A 20,093-nucleotide genomic window follows, 5' to 3' on the forward strand; every position below is an offset into this window, starting at 1 on the left:
GCGGCACTACGTCGAACTGCGTAGTGCCGCCCAGGTGTTGGGGCCCACCTGGCCGTCGACCTCCAGGCCCTTGTCGGTCTGGAACTTGCGTACCGCCGCGTCCGTGTCCTTGCCGAACTGGCCGTCCACGCCCGAACTGCCGACGCTGTAGCCGCGTTGGGTGAGCATGCACTGCACCTGGACCACGCGTTGGTTCTTGTCGCCGAGTTCGGTCTGTTCGGTGCCCGAGTAGTAGGTGCACTGGGTGATCCACGGGGGTTGGGCCGGTGTGGTCGCCGTCTTCGTCGGAGCGGGGGTGGGCGTGCTCCTGCCGGGGGCCCCGGTGGTGGGGGTGGTGGCGGGGCGCGTCGTGGGCGTGGGCGTGCTGCCGGCGCCCTGGTCCTTGCCGGCCGTCGTACCCGTGCCGACCAGACCCGTGGTGCCGCCCCTGGGCGACGACGAGTCGGATACCGAGGCGTGGGGAGACGGGGCGTTGCCCGCCTCGCTCGCGACCGTCGCGGTGGGGGAGGCGGAGCCCGCGGTGGACGTCGTGGAGTCCGGGCGGGTGAGCAGAAAGGCCGTCAGCGCCACGGCGGCCACGGCGAGCCCCGCGACCAGGGCGACGTACGACTTCCTGCCCTTCCTGCCCCTCCTGGCCGGTTCGGGAGTCGTCGGCTGCGTCGGGAGCGGTATCGGCGGGCCGAAGCCGGGGGCGGGGGAGGGGAACGTCACCCGCACCGTGGGGGTGGGTGCGACCCGTGCGGGCGCCGTCGGCTGCTGCGCGCAGACGCGGAGCAGGGCGTCGTAGGCGTGACGCCGGGACAGGAGCTGGGAGTGCAGGGGCTCCTGCCACGCGGTCGCGCGGGGCTGCGCCGCCGCCCGGTCGACCAGGTCCTGCGGGGTCGGCCGCGCGGCCGGGTCCTTGGCGAGACACGCCCTCAGCAGCGCGGCCAGCTCCGGGTCGGCCGCCTCGACCTCGCCGATGATCTCGGCGCTGGGCTCCTCGGACGCGACCCGGTGCAGTACGTCCATGCCGGTGCCGTCGCCGAACGGGGCGTGGCCCGTGACCGCGTGGGCGACGGTGCTGGCGAACGAGAACACGTCCGACGCGGTGTCGCAGCGCCCCTCTCTCAGGTACTCCGGCGACATGAAGGCGGGGGTGCCCACGCGATGTCCGGTGCTGGTGATCGCGCTCGCGTCGGCGGCCTGCGCGATACCGAAGTCGATGACGTGCGCGCCCCGAGCGGTCAGGATCACGTTGGACGGCTTGAAGTCCCGGTGCACGATCCCCGAGTCGGCCAGCGCGGTCAGCGCCCGGCCGAGGCCGTCCACCAGCCGCCACGCCCCCTCCCGCGCCAGTACGCCACACTCCTTCACGGCGTCCGACAGGTTGAGGCCGGGCAGGTACTCCGTGGCCATCCACAGCAGGTCGCTCTCCGGCTCGAAGCCGGTGCCCCACAATTCCGGTGTGTACGGCGCCCCGATCCGGGCGTGCACGGTGGCCTCCCGGTCGAAGCGCCGCCGGAAGTCGGCGTCCTCGGCGTACTCGGGCCTGATGACCTTCACCGCGGCGAGACCGGGCTGCCCGTCGGCGCGCCGGGCGAGGTACACCTTGCCCATTCCGCCGCTGCCGAGCAGGCCGAGGGGTATGTAGGGGCCGATGAGCGTCGGATCGGTGGACCTGAGCGGAGCCGCCCCGGTCTGCCGCAACGCGACTTCACCGGACGCCGGGGGTACCGGCGGTCCCGGTCGCTGGTCCGCCATGCCTTCCCCCGAATCGTGCGGTGCCTCAACTGCCTTTTCCAGGCGCGAGGTTAGCAGGGGCCTCAGCTCGCGTGGCCGAACTCGGGGAGCGGGAAAGGGGTGCGCGCGGTCGCCGTCGTCCAGGGCCGTGTCCCTCTCGGAAGGAGGGGACACGGCCCTTGGCGTGTGGGGCTCGGTGTGTGCCGGCCCCGGTGTGCGACGGTGCGACGAGGTCAGTTCGAGATGACCATCGTGCTGGCGGCCTTGTCGTGCCAGCCCTGCTGGCGACCGGACTTGTCCCAGAACGGGGACAGGTAGACCAGCAGCGCGCCGATACCGCAGAAGATGGCGCCGACCTGGGGGATGATCCAGCGGATGAACGCCGAGCCCAGTCCGGGCTTCTGGCCGGTGTCGGCCTTCACCACGCGGATGCCGACGGCCATCTTGCCGAGGGTGGCGCCGACCAGACCGACCATCAGCCACTCGTAGAGGAGGCTGAGCAGCGCGAGCGCGCCGAACACCGCGCCGAACTTGGTCGCGAAGTCCGCGCCCGCGTTGTTGACGCAGGTCGTGTAGTCGGCGGAGTTCGGGTCGCAGTCGTTGATCGAGTTCGCGGCGCCCGCGATGCCGGCGAAGGTGAGGACGAAGTAGACCGCGCTGAGGATCAGGCCGTCGATCACCCGGGCGCCGAAGCGGCGGCCCATCGAGGCGACGTTCGGCACCGGGCCGCCGGGGTAGCCGCCGCCCGGCGGGTAGCCGTAACCGGGCTGACCGGGCTGCTGCGGGTAGCCCGGCTGCTGGGGATAGCCGTAACCCTGCTGCGGCGGAACGCCCTGCGGGGGCTGCTGCGGGTAGCCGTAACCGGGCTGACCGGGCTGGCCTCCGGGCTGCTGCGGGTAGCCGTAGCCCTGAGGCGGCTGCTGAGGATTCTGCGGCGGCTGCTGGCCGTAGGGGTTGTTGGGCGAGCCGAAACTCATGGCCGGTATTCCTCCGTTGCGACATGCGGGGACGAAGCGGATGGCGCGGAGGAATCACACGATGTGAGCGGTTTGCCCCCCGAACACGAACCGCGATACTGCGCCGTTCATCGTTCTTCACCCCCAAGCGGCTTGTCCAGTGGCAATTCGCATGTGTTGTGCAAGTGCAATGTGGCTGATCATGGCCGTATGCGACGGGTGGTACGGCGGTCGGCACGGCGGTCCGAACGGCGGGTGGCACCCGGATTGGAACCGGGGGGCGGTCATCCGCGAGGATGGAGTCATGACCGCCCAGATTCTCGATGGCAAGGCCACCGCAGCCGCGATCAAGTCCGATCTGACCGCCCGCGTGGCGGCGCTGAAGGAGAAGGGCGTCACGCCCGGCCTCGGCACGATCCTCGTCGGGACCGACCCCGGCAGCCAGAAGTACGTCGCCGGGAAGCACCGGGACTGCGCGGAGGTCGGTATCGCCTCCATCCAGCGCGAGCTGCCGGAGACGGCGACGCAGGAGGAGATCGAGGCGGTCGTCCGGGAGCTCAACGACGACCCCGCGTGCACCGGTTACATCGTCCAGCTGCCGCTGCCCAAGGGCATCGACGAGAACCGCATCCTGGAGCTGATGGACCCGGACAAGGACGCGGACGGCCTCCACCCGATGAACCTCGGGCGCCTCGTCCTGAACGAGCCGGCCCCGCTGCCCTGCACCCCGAACGGCGTCCTCACCCTCCTCCGCCGCTACGGCGTCGAGATCAGGGGCGCGGAGGTCGTGGTCGTCGGCCGGGGCGTCACCATCGGCCGTCCGATGCCCCTGCTTCTCACCCGCCGCAGCGAGAACGCGACCGTGACCCAGTGCCACACCGGCACGCGCGACCTCTCGGCCCACCTCAAGCGCGCGGACATCATCGTCGCCGCTGCCGGCTCCGCCCATCTGATCCGGCCCGAGGACGTGAAGCCGGGCGCCGCCGTCCTCGACGTCGGTGTCTCCCGCAGCGCCGAGGGCAAGATCGTCGGCGACGTCCACCCCGGCGTCGCCGAGGTGGCCGGCTGGATCTCGCCGAACCCCGGCGGCGTGGGCCCGATGACCCGCGCCCAGTTGCTCGTCAACGTGGTCGAGGCGGCCGAGCGCAGTGTCGCCTGAGGCGAGGGACCCCGAACACCCGGCACCGCCCTCCCACAGGGACTCCCACCGGGACCCCGACTCCACCGGGCATCCCACGGCGGCGACCGGGAACGATGCGCGGAACCCCGAACGCCCGACCGGGGTGGCCGGGCACGCGACCGAGGCCGCCCAACATCCGACCGGGGCGGCCGGGAGCGACGCGCCGGACCCGGGGCGCCGGACCAGGGCCCCGGCGAGTGCGGCGGTGCGGGATTCCGGCCGCGAGACGGAGACGGCCGGGCAGGCGGGGAAGGAGCCGGAGCGCGAGGTGAACGGTGTTCGGCGGGACGCGCCAGTGCCCGGAGGTGAGGTGAACGGCCTCCGGCGAGAGGCCCCCGTCTCCGGCCACGAGGTGAACGGCGTCCGGCGGGAGGCGGCTGTCTCCGGGCGTGAGGGGAACGGTGTTCGGCGGGAGGTGGCGGGCTCTGGGGGTGGTGTGTCCGATCCCGAGGCGCAGGCTGAGCAGACCGTGCGGGATGCGATCAGCGCGCCGGACGCCGAGGGCGTTCCGCGGCGTACGACCCGGCGGTTTCCGTTGTTCACCCGGGACACCGCGCGTCCGGAGGGCGGTGGACGGGCCGCCCCCGGGGACGCGCCGGCGCCCGCCCGGCAGTGGCCGATCCTCCTCGTGCTGGCCCTGGTCGCCCTCGGCCTGTTGCTGACCGCGTTGGACGTCGTCCGGATCGGCACCCTGCTGATCGGGTTCGCCCTGGTGGCCGGAGCGGTCATCCGCTGGGTGCTGCCCGACGTCGGCATGCTCGCCGTGCGCTCCCGCTTCACGGACATCGTCACCTACGGCGGCCTCGGCCTGGCGATCGTATTGCTGGCGATGATGATGCAGCCCCACCCCTGGCTGCAGATCCCGTTCCTGAAGGACACGCTGCACTACACGGTGAGCAGCAGCTGAGGCCGGTGACGGAACCTCGCGCGGCGACGGCCCGTCCTCTCCCCCGAGCAAGGACGGGCCGTCGCCGCAACCACCTTCCTGCACGGTGAAGTGGCTGTTCAACGGCTGTCAGAGCGCTGTGGCACGGAGGTGACCGTTCCGCAACGCGGGAACCATCGGCCGGCCGGCATCGTCCCCTGATCGGACCGGGTGAACGCTGGAGGTGTGCGATGGGCGGCTGGCAGCCGCTGCCGGACGATCTGCCGTCGGAGGTACGGCACTTCGTGGAGCAGCTGCGGCTCCTCAAGGACCGTACGGGGCTCAGCCTCGTCGCGCTCGGCGCCCGCACCGCGTACAGCAAGTCCTCCTGGCACCGCTATCTCAACGCCACCCAGCCCCCGCCCCGGCAGGCCGTATCCGCCCTGTGCCGGATAGCGGGCATCGACGGCCCGGAGGCCGAACGCTTCGCGGTGCGCTGGGAGCTGGCCGTCCAGGCCTGGCCCCGCCCGGCGAGACCGGCGGAGGAGAGCGGAGGGGGCGGCGAGTACGAGGACGATCCGACCCTGCCCTGGTGGGACACCCCCGAGGAGAAGCGCGGTGACCGCCGGCCAGGCGGACGGCTGCTGCTCTACGCCGTACTCCTGCTTCTGCTGATGCTTCTGATCACGGTCGTCGGCGCCGTCGTTCTGGCGTGAGATGCCCCTGCGTGGCGTGAGATGCCGCCTCGTGGGGTGAGATGCCCTTGCGTGGGGTGGATACGTCCGTGACCGGTGGGGTTGTCCGTGTGTGTCTCTCGTGGTGATGTATCGACAAGTTAGCGAACTTGACACGGGGTTGTTCGATCTAGGGGATAGCGTGAGCGGGTCCGGCCGGGGCGGAGGGGTGGGGGCTCCCGGTGGGACACCGGATGCAACCGTGCGCCCCCACCCCGGGAACTGAGATCCTGAATAGGCGCATCCCACTGGGTAGCCAGAAGGGGCTCAGCTCGGGGCTCCAAGCTCTGCGCACGGGAGCGCAAACAGCACCAACCGGGGGGAAGAGGGGGGAAGCAATGCCTCGTTGGAGGGCCTTGCCGGACGAACTCGATCCGCAGATCAGGGAGTTCGCGAGCCAGCTGCGGCGGCTCGTGGACCGCAGCGGTCTGAGCATCGCGTCGGTGGCCGACCGCACGGGCTACAGCAAGACGTCCTGGGAGCGTTATCTGAACGGCCGGCTGCTCGCGCCCAAGGGCGCGATCGTCGCGCTGGCCGAGGTGACCGGTACCAACCCGATCCATCTGACGACCATGTGGGAGCTGGCCGAACGAGCCTGGAGCCGTTCGGAGATGCGCCACGACATGACCATGGAGGCCATCCGGATCTCCCAGGCGCGGGCCGCGCTCGGAGAGTTCGGGCCGGCCCCCGCGGGCGCCAAGAACAGCAACGCCAAGGCGAGCAACACGGCCCGCAGGGCCGGCAGCGCGACGGCGACGCCGGGGATCGCGGGACCGGCGGGAGTGGCGCCGACGGTGCCGCCCCAGCCGACTCCGTCGGACGTCGGGCGGGCGCCGGACATACTGCAGTCGCCGGGCGCCGGTGAGTCGGAGGGCTCCTCGAAGCCGTCCGGTTCCTCGGGGAACTCGTCGTCGTCCGTCTCCGCGGGGAGTTCGTCCGACGCCAACTCCTGGGGGCTGGCCGGATATCAGGGGCCCTCGCGCGGCGGGCGCCCGCCCGTGGTCGGGACGCCGGCACCGGGCGCGGCCCAGCCGTCGGAGCCCGGGTCCGAGGGGTCCGGCTGGAGCCCGCAGACACCGGGCCCGCAGACACCGGGCCCGTACGGCGAACCCCCGCAGCCGCCCCGGCCGGGCGGCACCGGCACCTCCGGCAACGGCAGGCGGCGGCTGACCATGTTCCTCGCGGGCGTCGTCGGCGTCCTGGTCGTCATAGCCGCCGTGTTCTACCTGACCGGCAACGGCGGCAAGAAGAACGCGGAGGTGAAGGCCTCGCCGTCGCCCTCGGTCAGCTCCGCCGACCTCCCGGCCGGTGTGAAGTGCGCGGGTGCCTCCTGCACCGGCAAGGACGCGGAGGCCATGGGCTGCACCAAGGACACCGCGTCCGTGACCACCGCCAAGACCGCCGTCGTCGGCACGGTCACCGTCGAGGTCCGCTACAGCAAGACCTGCGGCGCCGCGTGGGGCCGTATCACCGCGGCCGCCCAGGGGGACAGCGTGCAGGTCACCGCGGGCAAGGCCAAGGAGGGCGACAGCATCACCCAGGCCGGCGACACCATCGCGTACACACCGATGGTCGCCGTCAAGGACGCCGGCGAGGCGAAGGCCTGCGCGACGCTGGCGACCGGGGTGAGGGGCTGCACCCCGTAGGCGAGGGAAGAAAGGGGGGCGGCCGCCCGGTCCGGGAGAGGGGGGGACTGGGGCGGCCGCCCATGGGGGGACCGACCGTGCCGGACTCCCGTGGGGGTACGGTTCGCGTGCCCGGGATGGGGGCGGGCAATCCTGCCGCCCCTCATTTTTTTCCGTGCCGCTTCATTCTGTGGGGTGGGCCACATGGACCCGGCGGTCGGGGATCCCGGATGCGCGATAGCCTGATCGGTGGATCTCTCTTGCCTACCAATTTGCGGCTCCGCCGCGGGCAAGAGATCGATCATTTGTACGTCCCACCGGACGTCACGACCGCCAGCTGTCCTACGGAGAACGCCATGACCCGCACTCCCGTGAACGTCACCGTCACCGGCGCGGCCGGCCAGATCGGTTACGCCCTCCTCTTCCGCATCGCCTCCGGCCAGCTGCTCGGCGCGGACGTGCCGGTCAAGCTGCGCCTCCTGGAGATCACGCCCGCGCTGAAGGCCGCCGAGGGCACGGCCATGGAGCTGGACGACTGCGCGTTCCCGCTGCTCCAGGGCATCGACATCACCGACGACCCGAACGTCGCCTTCGACGGCGCGAACGTGGCCCTCCTCGTCGGCGCCCGCCCCCGCACCAAGGGCATGGAGCGCGGCGACCTGCTCTCCGCCAACGGCGGCATCTTCAAGCCGCAGGGCAAGGCCATCAACGACCACGCCGCGGACGACATCAAGGTCCTCGTCGTCGGCAACCCGGCCAACACCAACGCGCTCATCGCGCAGGCCGCCGCGCCGGACGTACCGGCCGAGCGCTTCACCGCGATGACCCGCCTCGACCACAACCGCGCGCTGACCCAGCTCGCGAAGAAGACGGGCACCACGGTCGCCGACATCAAGCGTCTGACCATCTGGGGCAACCACTCCGCCACCCAGTACCCCGACATCTTCCACGCCACGGTCGCCGGCAAGAACGCCGCGGAGACCGTCAACGACGAGAAGTGGCTGGCCGAGGAGTTCATCCCGACCGTCGCCAAGCGTGGCGCCGCCATCATCGAGGCCCGTGGCGCGTCTTCCGCCGCGTCGGCCGCCAACGCCGCCATCGACCACGTGTACACCTGGGTCAACGGCACCGCGGACGGCGACTGGACCTCCATGGGCATCCCGTCGGACGGTTCCTACGGCGTCCCGGAGGGCCTGATCTCCTCCTTCCCCGTCACCACCAAGGACGGTCAGTACGAGATCGTCCAGGGCCTGGACATCAACGAGTTCTCCCGCGCCCGTATCGACGCCTCCGTCAAGGAGCTCGAGGAGGAGCGCGAGGCGGTCCGTTCCCTGGGTCTCATCTGACGGTCGCCGTCTGACGGTCTCCGTTTCCTCGTTTCGTCACGAGCCCGCACGGGCCCTGTTCCGGTTTCGGTCGGAACGGGGCCCGCGCCCGTTTTCGCCGCTACCGTCTAAGGCGGTACCACCAGGGGCGATTCGGGGGGTTCGCGATGAGCGGATGGGACGAGTACGACGCGGCACCGGGCTCCGACCCGGACCGTGAACCGAGCGAGGAGAGAGGCCGGGCCGCGTGGTCCGACTCAACCGGCGAGACGGCACCGCCGTGGGCGTCGGCCCCGACACAGGCGGCAGCAAGCGGCGCGGGCATCTGGCCCCCACCCGGCTACAACACCACGACACCGGACACCCCGACCGACGCAGACACACCGCCTGCACCGACCGACGCCGCCACACCGCCTGCACCGGCTGGTGGGGCCACACCGTCTGCTCCGGCCGGTGGGGCCACGCCGTCTGCTCCGGCCGGTGGGGCCACGCCGTTTGCTCCGGCCGACGCCGGCACACCGTCTGCTCCGGTGGGCGCGTACACACCCGGTGGTCCGGCCGGTGGAAGCACACCGTCTGCTCCGGTCGGGGGAGTCGCGCCGTCTGATTCGGCCGGCGCAGGCACACCGTCCGCTCCCGCCGGTGGAAGCGCACCGGCTGCTCCCGCCGGTGGAAGCGCACCGGCTGCTCCCGCTTGGGGCGCGGCACCGTCCGTGTCGGCGGGCGGCAGCACGCTGCCTGGTCCGGCCGGAGGTGACTCGCCGGCTGCTGGGGGCGAGGGCGCGCCGCCTCCTCCTGGCGGCAGCACGCCCTCCCCTCCGGCGGGCGGCAACACGCCCCCCGGTCAGGCGGGCGGAGCGGCGGTGCCGGACTGGGCCTCGGCGCCGACGCAGGCCGGCGGCATGCTGCCCCCGGCGTGGGTGCCGCCCCCGCCGGGGTCGAGCCACCCTGCCGCACCGGGCTCTTCGTCCTCCGGTCACCCGGCCCCGCCCACGCCGGGTCCTGTGCCTTCTGGTTACCCGGCCTCGTCCGCGCCGGGTCCTGTGCCTTCCGGTTACCCGGCTCCCTCCATGTCCGGTGCCGTGCCTTCCGGTTACCCCGATCCGTCCGGTGCCGGGTACGCCCCGCATGCCGCGCCGCCGTACACCACCTCCGCGTACACGCCGCCCGCCCCTCGGCGGCACGTCGGGCGGCTGCTCGCTGCGGCCGTGCTCACCGTCGTGGTCGGTGTGGGGGCCGGTGCCGGGACCTGGTATCTCATCCGGGGCCATGGGACGGGAACCGGAGCCGGTCCCGTGGCCAGCGGCGCCGGCGTCTCCGTCTCCGCCCCCGCCTCCACCACACCGAGTCCGCCCGCGCAGAGCACCCCGTCGGACACGGCCACCGCGACCCCGTCGGCCTCACTCCTCAACTCCCCGTCCGCCGGCTACCGCCGCACCTCGGACCCCGTCGGCTACTCGATCGACGTCCCGCAGGGCTGGTCCCGCCGCGAGGAGCAGGGCAAGCTCGCGCCGATCGTGTACTACGACTCCCCCTCGGACGGCCGCCAGCTGCAGATCTTCGAGGTCACCGAGTCCACGCCGTACGACTCCCTGACCCTCGCCGAGACCGACCCCGGCTACGGCTTCGCACAGCAGCCGGGCTTCCAGGTCGTCGAGCGGGACCACGGCGACACCTGGGCCGAGCTGTCGTACCGCTACGACGACAAGGAGAAGGGCACCCGGCAGGTCATCGACCACCGCTTCGAGGCCGCCGACGGCACGCTCTACGCGATCCGCTCCAGCGGTCCCGCGAGCCTCGACCCCGAGCAGGTGCGGGCGCCGCTGCGGATGGCGATCCGGTACTTCTGCCCGACGGGAACGGAGTGCACCTGAGGGCCCGTCCGGACAAGGGTTTCGTCAGCACCGACCGGCCATCCCAGCCGAACGCCGCCCCCGTTGCCCCTCAGGTGTTCTGCAACTCCTGCTGGAGCTTCCCGATGTCCACCGACTGGCTCGCGGGCGGCGTCTTGGACGGCACCGGCTTGCCGTAGTCCGTGAAGTCCAGCGTCATATCGGTGCCGCCACCTCGCTGTGCCGCCCGCACCAGCCGGTGCGGGGCCTTCGAGGTGACGTAGAGGACCGACCGCCTGCCGGCCTCCGTGCCCTTCAGCGGAACGACCTTGGTGCCGTCGATGGTCGTCTCCGCGCCCTTCGTCAGCGTTCTGTCGTGCGCCGACGACCCGGTGTCGACCTGCTTCTGGAAGGCGGACAGGTCACAGGTGTCGGCCAGCCCCTTGAGCAGCGCGTCCTTCGTCGAGCCGTGGATGTAGCGGTTCTTGAACAGCTCGGCCACCGCGGCGCCCTGGCTCCCGGGCACCTGCGCCTTCCAGAACGCGGTGTCCGGCTTCATCCACACCTGCTCGCCCCGTTTGATCAGCTCGACCGAGCCGCCCTTCGCAGCCATCCGCATGATCCCGGCGCAGTTCCCGTGCTGGTCCAGGGCCAGGTCCATGAAGACCGGCTGCGTCCTGCTCGCCGCGGTACCGGCACTGTGGTCCGTCAGCTTCAGCCTGACGGACTTGGCGTCGAGGAGGTTCTTCTTCGCCTCCTGCGCCAGCTGCTGCGCCGAGGCGCCACCTCCGTCGTCCGCCACGGCCGGCGCCGGAACAAGAGCCGGAACCAGACCTGGCACCAGAGCCGGCGAAAGGGCCAGACCCGCGCCCGCGACCGCACAGACGAGCCCCTTCGGCCCCACCGCTCTCCCGGCCATGGCGGTCACCTCCACGATCCGCGCCAACCACGATCCGCGGCTCCGCGCTCCACGTCATCCCAGCGTAGATTTCGCACGATTTGCCCGCATGTCCAGTGACACAGCGCACTTTCCGCGTCCGATTGCGCATGCAATCAGGGGCGGAGGGCATGTGCTCACGGTCCTCGTGAGTGACACCCGTGTCACGCAGAGGCGCGGAACAGGAACGGAAGGCAACACGGATCATGTCGGACAGAGCAGAAGCGGCCCTGGGGCTCGACGCGCAGGCGACCATCCACGTGTCCGGAGAATGGCGAGAGGCCCTCTCCGGAGCCACGCGCGAGATCCTCGACCCCGCCGACGGCCAGGCCTTCGCTCTGGTCGCGGAAGGTGACGAGAAGGACGCGGACCTGGCGGTCGCCGCGGCCCGGCACGCTTTCGACCGCGGCGACTGGCCGCGCAAGCCCGTCGCCGAACGTGCCGCCGTACTCCGCCGCGTCGCCGATCTTCTCGTACGCGACCGCGAACGCCTCGGTCGGCTGGAGAGCCGTGACGCCGGCAAGACCGTGGAGGAGGGGCGCGTCGACATCGACTGTGTCGCCGACGCCTTCCGCTACTTCGCCGACCTGGTGGCCGGGGAGGCCCCCGGCCGGGTCGTCGACGCGGGCTCGGCCGACGTCCACAGCGTCGTCGTACATGAGCCGGTGGGTGTCTGTGCGCTGATCACGCCCTGGAACTACCCGCTCCTCCAGGCCAGTTGGAAGATCGCCCCCGCCCTCGCCGCCGGCAACACCTTCGTCGTCAAGCCCAGCGAGATCACCCCGCTCACCACGGTCGCCCTCATCGACCTGCTCACCGAGGCCGGTCTCCCCGCGGGCGTCGCCGGTGTCGTCACCGGCCCCGGTCAGTCGGTCGGCGCCCGGCTCGCCGAGCACCCGGACGTCGACCTGGTCTCCTTCACCGGCGGCCTGGTCAGCGGCACCAAGGTCGCCCAGGCCGCCGCCCCGACCGTGAAGAAGGTCGCCCTCGAACTCGGCGGCAAGAACCCCAACGTCGTCTTCGCCGACGCCTGCGCCACCGAGGAGGGCTTCGACACCGCCGTCGACCAGGCCCTCAACGCCGCCTTCATCCACAGCGGCCAGGTCTGCTCGGCCGGCGCCCGTCTCATCGTCGAGGAGCCGCTGCGCGAGCGCTTCGTCGCCGAACTCGCCCGCCGCGCCGGACGGATCCGCCTCGGCCGCGGCACCGAGGACGGCGTCGAGTGCGGCCCGCTCGTCTCCGAGCAGCAGCGCGCCAAGGTCGAGAACTACGTCGCCTCGGCGCTCGCGGAGGGCGCGGTGCTGCGCTCCGGCGGCCGGCGCCCCGACCCCGCGCCGGAACGCCCCGCCACCGGCTACTTCTACGAGCCGACGGTCCTCGACCAGTGCCATCGCGCGATGAGCGTCGTACGCGAAGAGGTGTTCGGGCCGGTCCTCACCGTCGAGACCTTCCGCACCGAGGACGAGGCCGTGGCACTGGCCAACGACACCGAGTACGGCCTCGCCGGCGCCGTCTGGACCGCCGACGCCGGCCGCGCCCGTCGGGTGGCCGGCCGGCTGCGGCACGGCACCGTCTGGATCAACGACTTCCACCCCTACCTCCCCCAGGCGGAGTGGGGCGGCTTCGGCAAGAGCGGCGTCGGCCGCGAGCTGGGGCCGGCCGGCCTCGCCGAGTACCGCGAGACCAAGCACGTCTACCAGAACCTGGCGCCGAAGCCGGTCCGCTGGTTCGCGGGCTGAACACCGGCTTCCGTACCCACCCGCGGCTTTCGCACCCACCCGCGACTTCCGCACGGCTCAGCGACCTCCGTCCGCCCCCCACTCCCGTACGACACAGCGGCCTCCGTACGCCCCCACTCCCGTGCGAAGCCCCCGACTCCCGTACGTCCCCCGCACCTTGGAGCGACCCCCTCATGCCCGAGACCCCCCATCTCTACGACTACGTCGTCATCGGCGGCGGCACGGCAGGCTCCGTCATAGCCTCCCGTCTGACCGAGGACCCCGGCGTCACCGTCGCCGTCATCGAGGGCGGCCCCAGCGACGTCGGCCGCGAGGACGTGCTGACCCTGCGCCGCTGGATGGGCCTGCTGGGCGGCGAACTCGACTACGACTACCCCACCACCGAGCAGCCACGCGGCAACTCCCACATCCGGCACAGCCGCGCCCGTGTCCTCGGCGGCTGTTCCTCCCACAACACCCTCATCGCCTTCAAGCCGCTGCCCTCCGACTGGGACGAGTGGGAGGCGGCCGGCGCCAAGGGCTGGGGCCCGGTGCCGATGGAGGCGTACTACGCCCGGCTGAGGAACAACATCGTGCCGGTCGACGAGAAGGACCGGAACGCCATCGCCCGCGACTTCGTCGACGCGGCGCGGAAGGCGACGGACGTCCCCCTGATCGAGGGCTTCAACAAGGAGCCGTTCACCGACGGCGCCGGCTTCTTCGACCTGGCCTACCACCCCGAGAACAACAAGCGCTCGTCGGCGTCGGTGGCGTATCTCCACCCGGTGATGGACGAACGCCCCAACCTGACGATCCTGCTGGAGACCTGGGCGTACCGGCTGGAGCTCGACGGCACCCGCGCCGAGGGCGTCCACGTCCGTACCGAGGACGGCGAGGAACTGCTGATACGGGCCCGCCGCGAGGTCGTCCTGTGCGCCGGCGCCGTCGACTCCCCGCGGCTGCTGCTGCATTCGGGCATCGGACCGGCGAAGGACCTCGAAGCCCTCGGCATCCCCGTCGTCCACGACCTGCCCGGCGTCGGCGAGAACCTCCTCGACCACCCGGAGTCGGTGATCGTCTGGGAGACGAACGGCCCCATCCCGGACAACTCCGCGATGGACAGCGACGCCGGCCTGTTCGTGCGCCGCGACCCCGAACACCCGGGCCCGGACCTGATGTTCCACTTCTACCAGGTGCCGTTCACGGACAACCCGGAGCGGCTGGGCTACGAGCGCCCCGCCCACGGCGTCTCGATGACCCCCAACATCCCCAAGCCGAAGAGCCGCGGCCGTCTGTACCTGACGAGCGCGGACCCGTCGGTCAAACCGGCCCTCGACTTCCGCTACTTCACCGACGAGGACGACTACGACGGCCGCACCCTGGTCGACGGCATCCGTATCGCCCGCGAGATCGCGCGCACCGAACCGCTGGCGAGCTGGCTGAAGCGCGAGGTGTGCCCGGGGCCGGACATCACCGGCGACGAGGAGCTGAGCGTGTACGCCCGCAGTGTCGCGCACACCGTGTACCACCCGGCCGGAACCTGTCGCATGGGCGCCGCCGATGACGAACTCGCCGTCGTGGATCCCGAGTTGAGGATCCGTGGCCTGGACGGCATCCGCGTCGCGGACGCCTCCGTCTTCCCGACGATGACCGCCGTGAACCCGATGATCGGGGTGCTGATGGTCGGCGAGAAGGCGGTCGACCTGATCGGAGGTGGTGCGTGATGGATACGACGACGCCCAAGGCGACCACGAGCACGCAGCAGAGCACAAACACGCAGCAGAGCACGACCACGCAGCAGCCGGTGTTCGCCGTCGAAGGCCTGTGGAAGGTCTTCGGCCCGAAGGCGGACCGCATCCCCGCCGACCCCGAGCTGACCACCCTGGAACCCGCCGAACTCCGCTCCCGCACAGGCTGTACGGCCGCCGTCCGTGACGTCTCCTTCGATGTGCGCAAGGGCGAGGTCTTCGTGGTGATGGGCCTGTCCGGCTCGGGCAAGTCCACCCTGGTCCGCTGTCTGACCCGGCTCATCGAGCCCACCGCCGGCACCATCGCCATCGACGGCGAGGACGTGCGCGCCATGGACCGGTCCCGGCTGCGCGAACTGCGCCGCCACCGCGCCGCGATGGTCTTCCAGCACTTCGGCCTCCTCCCGCACCGCACGGTCCTCGACAACGTGGCGTACGGCCTGGAGATCCAGGGCGTGGGCAAGGCGGAGCGGCGGAAGCGGGCGGCCGAGGTCGTCGCCAAGGTCGGCCTGGAGGGCATGGAACAGCGCCGCCCGGCCCAGCTGTCCGGCGGTCAGCGCCAACGCGTCGGCCTGGCAAGGGCGTTGGCCGTCGACCCCGAAGTCCTCCTCTTCGACGAGCCGTTCAGCGCCCTCGATCCCCTCATCCGCCGGGACATGCAGGAGGAGGTGGTCCGTCTGCACCGTGAGGAGGGCCGGACGATGGTCTTCATCACCCATGACCTGAGCGAGGCACTGAAGCTGGGCGACCGTATCGCCCTGATGCGCGACGGACGGGTCGTCCAGCTGGGCACCCCGGAGGAGATCGTGGGCAGCCCGGCCGACGACTACGTACGCGAGTTCGTCCGGGACGTACCGCGCGAGCAGGTGATGACGGTACGGACGGCCATGCGACCCGGCGGGTGCGACGGCCCGGAACATCCCGGCGCACTCGGCCCGGACGAGGTCGTGGCCGACGCGATCAAGGTCGTCGCGCGCAGCGGCAGGGCGGCCTGTGTCGTGGAGGACGGGCGCTGTCTCGGCGTGGTCGACCACGAAAGGCTCCTCGGCGTCGTCGCCGGAACGGAGCCGCGGAAGGAGGCCGTCTGATGGCGACGGTCACCGCGTCCGCTCCCCGCACGCTCCCCAGCGGCCTCCTCAAACACCGGGCCGCGCGGAAGCTCCTGCTCCTCGCCCTCGTCGCCGCCGTCCTCGTCCCCCTGGCCAACGCCCGGTGGGCCAGCGGCAGTTGGCCCGAGGCCCTCACCGTCGACCTCTCCAAACCCCTCACCGGCGCCAGCAACTGGATCATCGACAACCGCGACACCCACCCCCTCTTCCTCTACGGCTTCGGCTACGTCAGCAACGCGGTCGTGATCTCCGTACGCGCCGTCTATCTGGTCCTGCTCGCCGCCGGCTGGGCCGGTGTCACGGCCGTCGGCGCGCTGGTCGCCTGGCGGGTGGCCGGTGTCCGGCTCGCCCTCGGCACCGCGGCCGCCTTCCTGGCCTGCGGGCTGCTCGGCATGTGGGTGCCGACCATGCAGACGCTGGCCCTGATGGTCGTGGCCGTGCTCGCCTCGGTGATCGTGGGCGCACTGCTCGGCCTCGCCGCCGGGCTCTCCGACCGCCTCGACCGGGCCCTGCGCCCGGTCCTGGACACCATGCAGGTGCTCCCGGCCTTCGCCTACCTCCTCCCGGTCGTCCTGGTCTTCGGCATCGGCGTCCCCGCGGCCGTCCTCGCCACCGTCGTCTACGCCGCCCCGCCGATGGCCCGCCTCACCTCCCTCGGTCTGCGCGGCGCGGACAAGGAGGTCCTGGAGGCGGTCGACTCCCTCGGCGCCACCGCGCGCCAGCGCCTGCTGACCGCCCGTATCCCGCTGGCCCGCAAGGAACTCCTCCTCGGCCTCAACCAGACGATCATGATGGCCCTCTCCATGGCGGTCATCGCGTCCGTCATCGGCGCCGCCGGCCTCGGTGACCGCGTCTACCAGGCCCTCGCCTCGGTCGACGTGGGCGCGGCCCTCGCGGCCGGTATCCCGATCGTGCTGCTGGCCGTCGTCCTGGACCGGGTCACCGGCGCGGCGGGCGAACACGCCGGAGAGGAGCACGGGAACACCCGGCGGCGCTGGCTGTACGCGGCCGTCGCCGCCGTGGCGACCGCTGTCGCCGGACGTCTCGCGGGCCGCCTCGACTGGCCCGAGGCCTGGACCCTGAACATCGCCGGCCCGGTCAACCGCGCCGTCGACTGGATGACCGCCCACCTCTACTCCGGCGTCCCCGTCGTGGGCGGTACCGCCGACTGGGCGGGCCACTTCACCACCTGGGTCCTGGACCCGGTCCGGGGCGGCCTCCAGTGGCTGCCCTGGTGGTCGGTGCTGCTGCTGGTCGCCACCCTCGCCTGGCTGATCGGCACCTGGCGCACCGCGCTCACCGCGGTCCTGGCGATGGCGGGGATCGGCGTGCTGGGTGTGTGGAAGCCGTCTCTCGACACGCTCTCCCAGGTCCTCGCCGCCGTCGCCGTCACCCTGGTCCTGGGCCTCGCCACCGGCATCGCCGCGGCCCGCAGCGACCGCGTCGAGCGTCTGCTGCGGCCCGTGCTGGACGTCTTCCAGACCATGCCGCAGTTCGTGTACCTGATCCCGGTCGTCGCACTGTTCGGTGTCGGCCGCGCGCCGGCGGTCGCCGCGGCCGTCGTCTACGCGCTGCCCGCCGTCGTACGCATCACCACCCAGGGGCTGCGCCAGGTCGACCCGGCCGCCCTGGAGTCGGCGCGCTCCCTCGGCGCGACCCCCGTGCAGCAGCTGCGGCAGGTCCAGCTCCCGCTCGCCCGGCCCGCGCTGCTGCTGGCCGTCAACCAGGGGGTCGTCCTCGTCCTCGCCGTCGTCATCATCGGCGGACTGGTCGGCGGCGGCGCCCTCGGCTACGACGTGGTGTTCGGGCTGGCACAGGGCGATCTGGCGACGGGCCTGGTGGCCGGCGGAGCGATCGTCTGCCTGGGCCTGATGCTGGACCGGGTGACGCAGCCGACGGAACGCCGTACGAAGAAGGGAGCGTGACATGCGAGTCCGTACGACCGCCGCGGTGGCGTCCGTCCTGCTGCTGACCGGTTGCGGCGCCGCCGACATGACCAAGCAGGCCTCGCCCTTCGCCAACGCGGGGGGCGCGAGGAGCGTGACCCTCTCCGTCCAGTCCTGGGTCGGCGCCCAGGCCAATGTCGCCGTCGCCCAGTACCTCCTGGAGCACAAGCTCGGCTACCGCGTCGACACCGTGCAGGTCGACGAGGTCCCCGCGTGGGACGCGCTCAGCCAGGGCCGGGTCGACGCGATCCTGGAGGACTGGGGCCACCCCGACCAGGAGAAGCGGTACGTCGACGACAAGAAGACCATCGCGCGCGCCGGCGGTCTCGGGGTCACCGGGCACATCGGCTGGTTCGTGCCGACGTACCTGGTCGAGCAGCACCCCGACATCACCGACTGGAAGAACCTCGACAAGTACGCCTCCCTCTTCCGCACCCCGGAGAGCGGCGGCAAGGGGCAGCTGATGGACGGCTCGCCGTCGTACGTCACCAACGACAAGGCGCTGGTGAGGAACCTGAAGCTGGACTACCAGGTGGTGTTCGCCGGTTCGGAGGCCGCGCAGATCACCCAGATGAAACAGTTCGCCAAGGAGAAGAAGCCCTTCCTGACGTACTGGTACGCCCCGCAGTGGCTGTTCAAGAAGGTCCCGATGACCGAGGTGAAGCTGCCGCCCTACAAGGAGGGCTGCGACGCCGACGCGGCGAAGGTCGCCTGCGCCTACCCGCACACCCCGCTGCAGAAGTACCTCAACGCCGACTTCGCGAAGAAGGGCGGCAAGGCGGCGGCCTTCCTGAAGAATTTCAGGTGGACGACGGAGGACCAGAACGAGGTCTCCCTGATGATCGCCGACCAGAAGCTCACTCCCGAGCAGGCGGCGAAGAAGTGGGTGGACAGCCATCCCTCCACGTGGCAGGCGTGGCTGCCGTGATCACGGCCGCTTCATCAGCTCCCCGGCCATCCCCTCCAGCGCCAGCGAGGCCCAGCGCAGCAGTCCGGGCCCGAACGTGACACGGGTGGCCCCGAGTTCACCGAGTTCGGCGGGGATCGGGCCACCGCCGTCGAGCCTGCCGTGCACATTGATCGGCCCCTGGATCCCGGACCGCAGCAGCGGGAGTACGCCCGTCGGGGCGCCGATCGGATAGACGCAGTCGGCGCCGGCGGCGACGTACAACGCGGCCCGCTCGATGGCACGTTCGGGGTTTCCGTCGCCGTACGCGAAGACGTCGACACGGGCGTTGACTAAGAGGGCGGCCCCGGCCGCGTGGCGCACCTCGGCCAGCCACTCGGCGTGCTGGTGCGGATCCTTGAGGACGCCTCCGCCGGAGTCCTCCAGGTTGCAGCCCACGGCGCCCGTCTCCAGGAGCCGTTCCACCAGCTCCTTCGGCGCCAGCCCGTACCCGCCCTCCAGGTCGGCCGACACCGGCACGTCCACGGCCCGGGAGACGCGCGCCACCGCGGCGAACATCTCGTCGGCCGGTACGGCGCCGTCCTCGTACCCCAGGGAGTGCGCGATCCCCGCGCTGGGCGTCGCCAGTGCCGGGAACCCGGTCTGCGTGAACACCCGCGCGCTGGCCGCGTCCCAGGGGCCGGGCAGGACGAGAGGGTCGTCCGGCGCACGGCGCCGGTGCAGGGCACGGAAGACGTCGACCTTGTTCACGGTGTGTACCCCCCAGGCGGGATCCGGCGGCTGACCATCACCCGGTTCCAGTTGTTGATGGCGACCAACAAGCCTATGAGATGGGCCAGTTGGCGTTCGTCGAAGCTGGGTCGCCGAGTCCCCGCTTCGCGGCGGCGCTGAGCGCGGACATCGCCTGCGCCACCGCACCGTCGAGCACCCGCGTACGGGCCGTCATGCGAAATCGCCCGCCTGGTAGTGCCCCGGGACCGCCCGCGTGGTCACCCCGAAACGGTTCCACGCGTTGATCACCGCGATGGTGGCGATCAGCTGGGCCAGCTCGGTCTCCTCGAAGTGCTCGGCGGCCTTCTCGTACACCTCGTCGGGCACGAAACCGTCGGTCAGGACGGTGACGGCCTCCGTCAGCTCGATCGCGGCGAGCTCCTTTCGCGTGTAGAAGTGCCGTGACTCCTCCCACGCGGGCAGCTGCACGATCCGCTGGACGCTCTCGCCGGCCGCGAGCGCGTCCTTGGTGTGCATGTCGAGGCAGAAGGCGCAGTGGTTGAGCGCGGAGGCGCGCAGCCGCACCAGCTCCACCAGCCGGGGGTCGAGGCCCTGCTTGGCGGTCGTGTCGAGGCGGACCATCGCCTTGTAGACCTCGGGGGCGTGCTTGGCCCAGTGCATCCGGGCGGGCCGCTCGGCGGCGTGGTCGGTGGCGTACTCGGTGGAGTGGTCGGTGGTTGTCTCTGTGCTCATGCCCTCGACCCTAGAAGCCGGGCAG

16 protein-coding genes and 1 pseudogene are annotated in these 20,093 nt (G+C 71.6%); 11 read left to right on the plus strand and 6 right to left on the minus strand.

Annotated elements, in window-relative coordinates:
- Positions 1-6: 6 nt before the first annotated feature.
- The gene (locus ABZT17_RS02090) at positions 7-1,743 is read right to left on the minus strand and encodes a serine/threonine-protein kinase (RefSeq protein WP_356342515.1); all 1,737 of its coding nucleotides are present in this window, start codon (positions 1,741-1,743) and stop codon (positions 7-9) included.
- 212 nt (positions 1,744-1,955) lie between these two features.
- Positions 1,956-2,699: an RDD family protein gene (locus ABZT17_RS02095; protein ID WP_356342517.1), complete on the minus strand. Its 744-nt coding sequence runs from the start codon at positions 2,697-2,699 to the stop codon at positions 1,956-1,958.
- 283 nt (positions 2,700-2,982) lie between these two features.
- On the opposite strand from ABZT17_RS02095, the gene ABZT17_RS02100 reads away from it, so the two are divergent.
- The 6 genes from ABZT17_RS02100 (at position 2,983) to ABZT17_RS02125 (ending at position 10,281) form a co-directional block, all read left to right on the plus strand.
- Positions 2,983-3,837: a bifunctional methylenetetrahydrofolate dehydrogenase/methenyltetrahydrofolate cyclohydrolase gene (locus tag ABZT17_RS02100; protein ID WP_356342520.1), complete on the plus strand. Its 855-nt coding sequence runs from the start codon at positions 2,983-2,985 to the stop codon at positions 3,835-3,837.
- Positions 3,838-4,294: 457 nt separating this feature from the next.
- The gene (locus ABZT17_RS02105; protein WP_356342522.1) at positions 4,295-4,765 is read left to right on the plus strand and encodes a DUF3017 domain-containing protein; all 471 of its coding nucleotides are present in this window, start codon (positions 4,295-4,297) and stop codon (positions 4,763-4,765) included.
- A 209-nt stretch (positions 4,766-4,974) separates the two neighbouring features.
- A complete protein-coding gene (locus ABZT17_RS02110; protein ID WP_356342524.1) occupies positions 4,975-5,439 on the plus strand; it encodes a helix-turn-helix transcriptional regulator in 465 nt (154 codons plus the stop codon).
- 356 nt (positions 5,440-5,795) lie between these two features.
- Positions 5,796-7,103, plus strand: coding sequence for a DUF2690 domain-containing protein (locus tag ABZT17_RS02115; protein WP_356342527.1), 1,308 nt, complete (start codon positions 5,796-5,798; stop codon positions 7,101-7,103).
- Between the two features lie 335 nt (positions 7,104-7,438).
- Positions 7,439-8,428 carry a malate dehydrogenase gene (locus tag ABZT17_RS02120; protein WP_356342529.1) on the plus strand — a complete coding sequence of 330 codons (990 nt, stop codon included), beginning with the start codon at positions 7,439-7,441 and terminating at the stop codon, positions 8,426-8,428.
- 1,049 nt (positions 8,429-9,477) lie between these two features.
- Positions 9,478-10,281: a hypothetical protein gene (locus tag ABZT17_RS02125; protein WP_356342531.1), complete on the plus strand. Its 804-nt coding sequence runs from the start codon at positions 9,478-9,480 to the stop codon at positions 10,279-10,281.
- Positions 10,282-10,351: 70 nt separating this feature from the next.
- Here ABZT17_RS02125 and ABZT17_RS02130 read toward each other — a convergent pair whose 3' ends face one another.
- Entirely contained in the window at positions 10,352-11,158 is an 807-nt protein-coding gene (locus ABZT17_RS02130; protein WP_356342533.1) for a hypothetical protein, read from the minus strand.
- Positions 11,159-11,382: 224 nt separating this feature from the next.
- Between ABZT17_RS02130 and ABZT17_RS02135 the strand changes: the two genes are divergently transcribed.
- The 5 genes from ABZT17_RS02135 (at position 11,383) to ABZT17_RS02155 (ending at position 18,625) form a co-directional block, all read left to right on the plus strand.
- Positions 11,383-12,915: an aldehyde dehydrogenase family protein gene (locus ABZT17_RS02135; protein WP_356342536.1), complete on the plus strand. Its 1,533-nt coding sequence runs from the start codon at positions 11,383-11,385 to the stop codon at positions 12,913-12,915.
- Between the two features lie 173 nt (positions 12,916-13,088).
- A complete protein-coding gene (locus ABZT17_RS02140; RefSeq protein WP_356342538.1) occupies positions 13,089-14,618 on the plus strand; it encodes a GMC oxidoreductase in 1,530 nt (509 codons plus the stop codon).
- A complete protein-coding gene (locus tag ABZT17_RS02145) occupies positions 14,618-15,730 on the plus strand; it encodes a glycine betaine/L-proline ABC transporter ATP-binding protein (protein ID WP_356342540.1) in 1,113 nt (370 codons plus the stop codon). The genes ABZT17_RS02140 and ABZT17_RS02145 overlap by 1 nt, the downstream gene beginning before the upstream one ends.
- A complete protein-coding gene (locus tag ABZT17_RS02150; RefSeq protein ID WP_356342542.1) occupies positions 15,730-17,676 on the plus strand; it encodes an ABC transporter permease subunit in 1,947 nt (648 codons plus the stop codon). The genes ABZT17_RS02145 and ABZT17_RS02150 overlap by 1 nt, the downstream gene beginning before the upstream one ends.
- Before the next feature lies 1 nt (position 17,677).
- The gene (locus tag ABZT17_RS02155) at positions 17,678-18,625 is read left to right on the plus strand and encodes an ABC transporter substrate-binding protein (RefSeq protein ID WP_356342544.1); all 948 of its coding nucleotides are present in this window, start codon (positions 17,678-17,680) and stop codon (positions 18,623-18,625) included.
- Here ABZT17_RS02155 and ABZT17_RS02160 read toward each other — a convergent pair whose 3' ends face one another.
- From ABZT17_RS02160 to ABZT17_RS02170, 3 genes and pseudogenes are all read right to left on the minus strand, one after another.
- Positions 18,626-19,354, minus strand: coding sequence for an isocitrate lyase/phosphoenolpyruvate mutase family protein (locus tag ABZT17_RS02160; RefSeq protein WP_356342546.1), 729 nt, complete (start codon positions 19,352-19,354; stop codon positions 18,626-18,628).
- A pseudogene (locus ABZT17_RS02165) lies at positions 19,351-19,550 on the minus strand (hypothetical protein). The gene ABZT17_RS02160 and the pseudogene ABZT17_RS02165 overlap by 4 nt, the downstream one beginning before the upstream one ends.
- On the minus strand, positions 19,547-20,068 hold the full coding sequence (locus ABZT17_RS02170; RefSeq protein WP_356342548.1) for a carboxymuconolactone decarboxylase family protein: 522 nt from the start codon (positions 20,066-20,068) through the stop codon (positions 19,547-19,549). Before ABZT17_RS02170 ends, ABZT17_RS02165 begins: the two are co-directional and overlap by 4 nt.
- Between the last annotated feature and the right edge of the window lie 25 nt (positions 20,069-20,093).

The organism is Streptomyces sp. NPDC005648 (assembly GCF_040605395.1).
GTDB lineage: Bacteria > Actinomycetota > Actinomycetes > Streptomycetales > Streptomycetaceae > Streptomyces.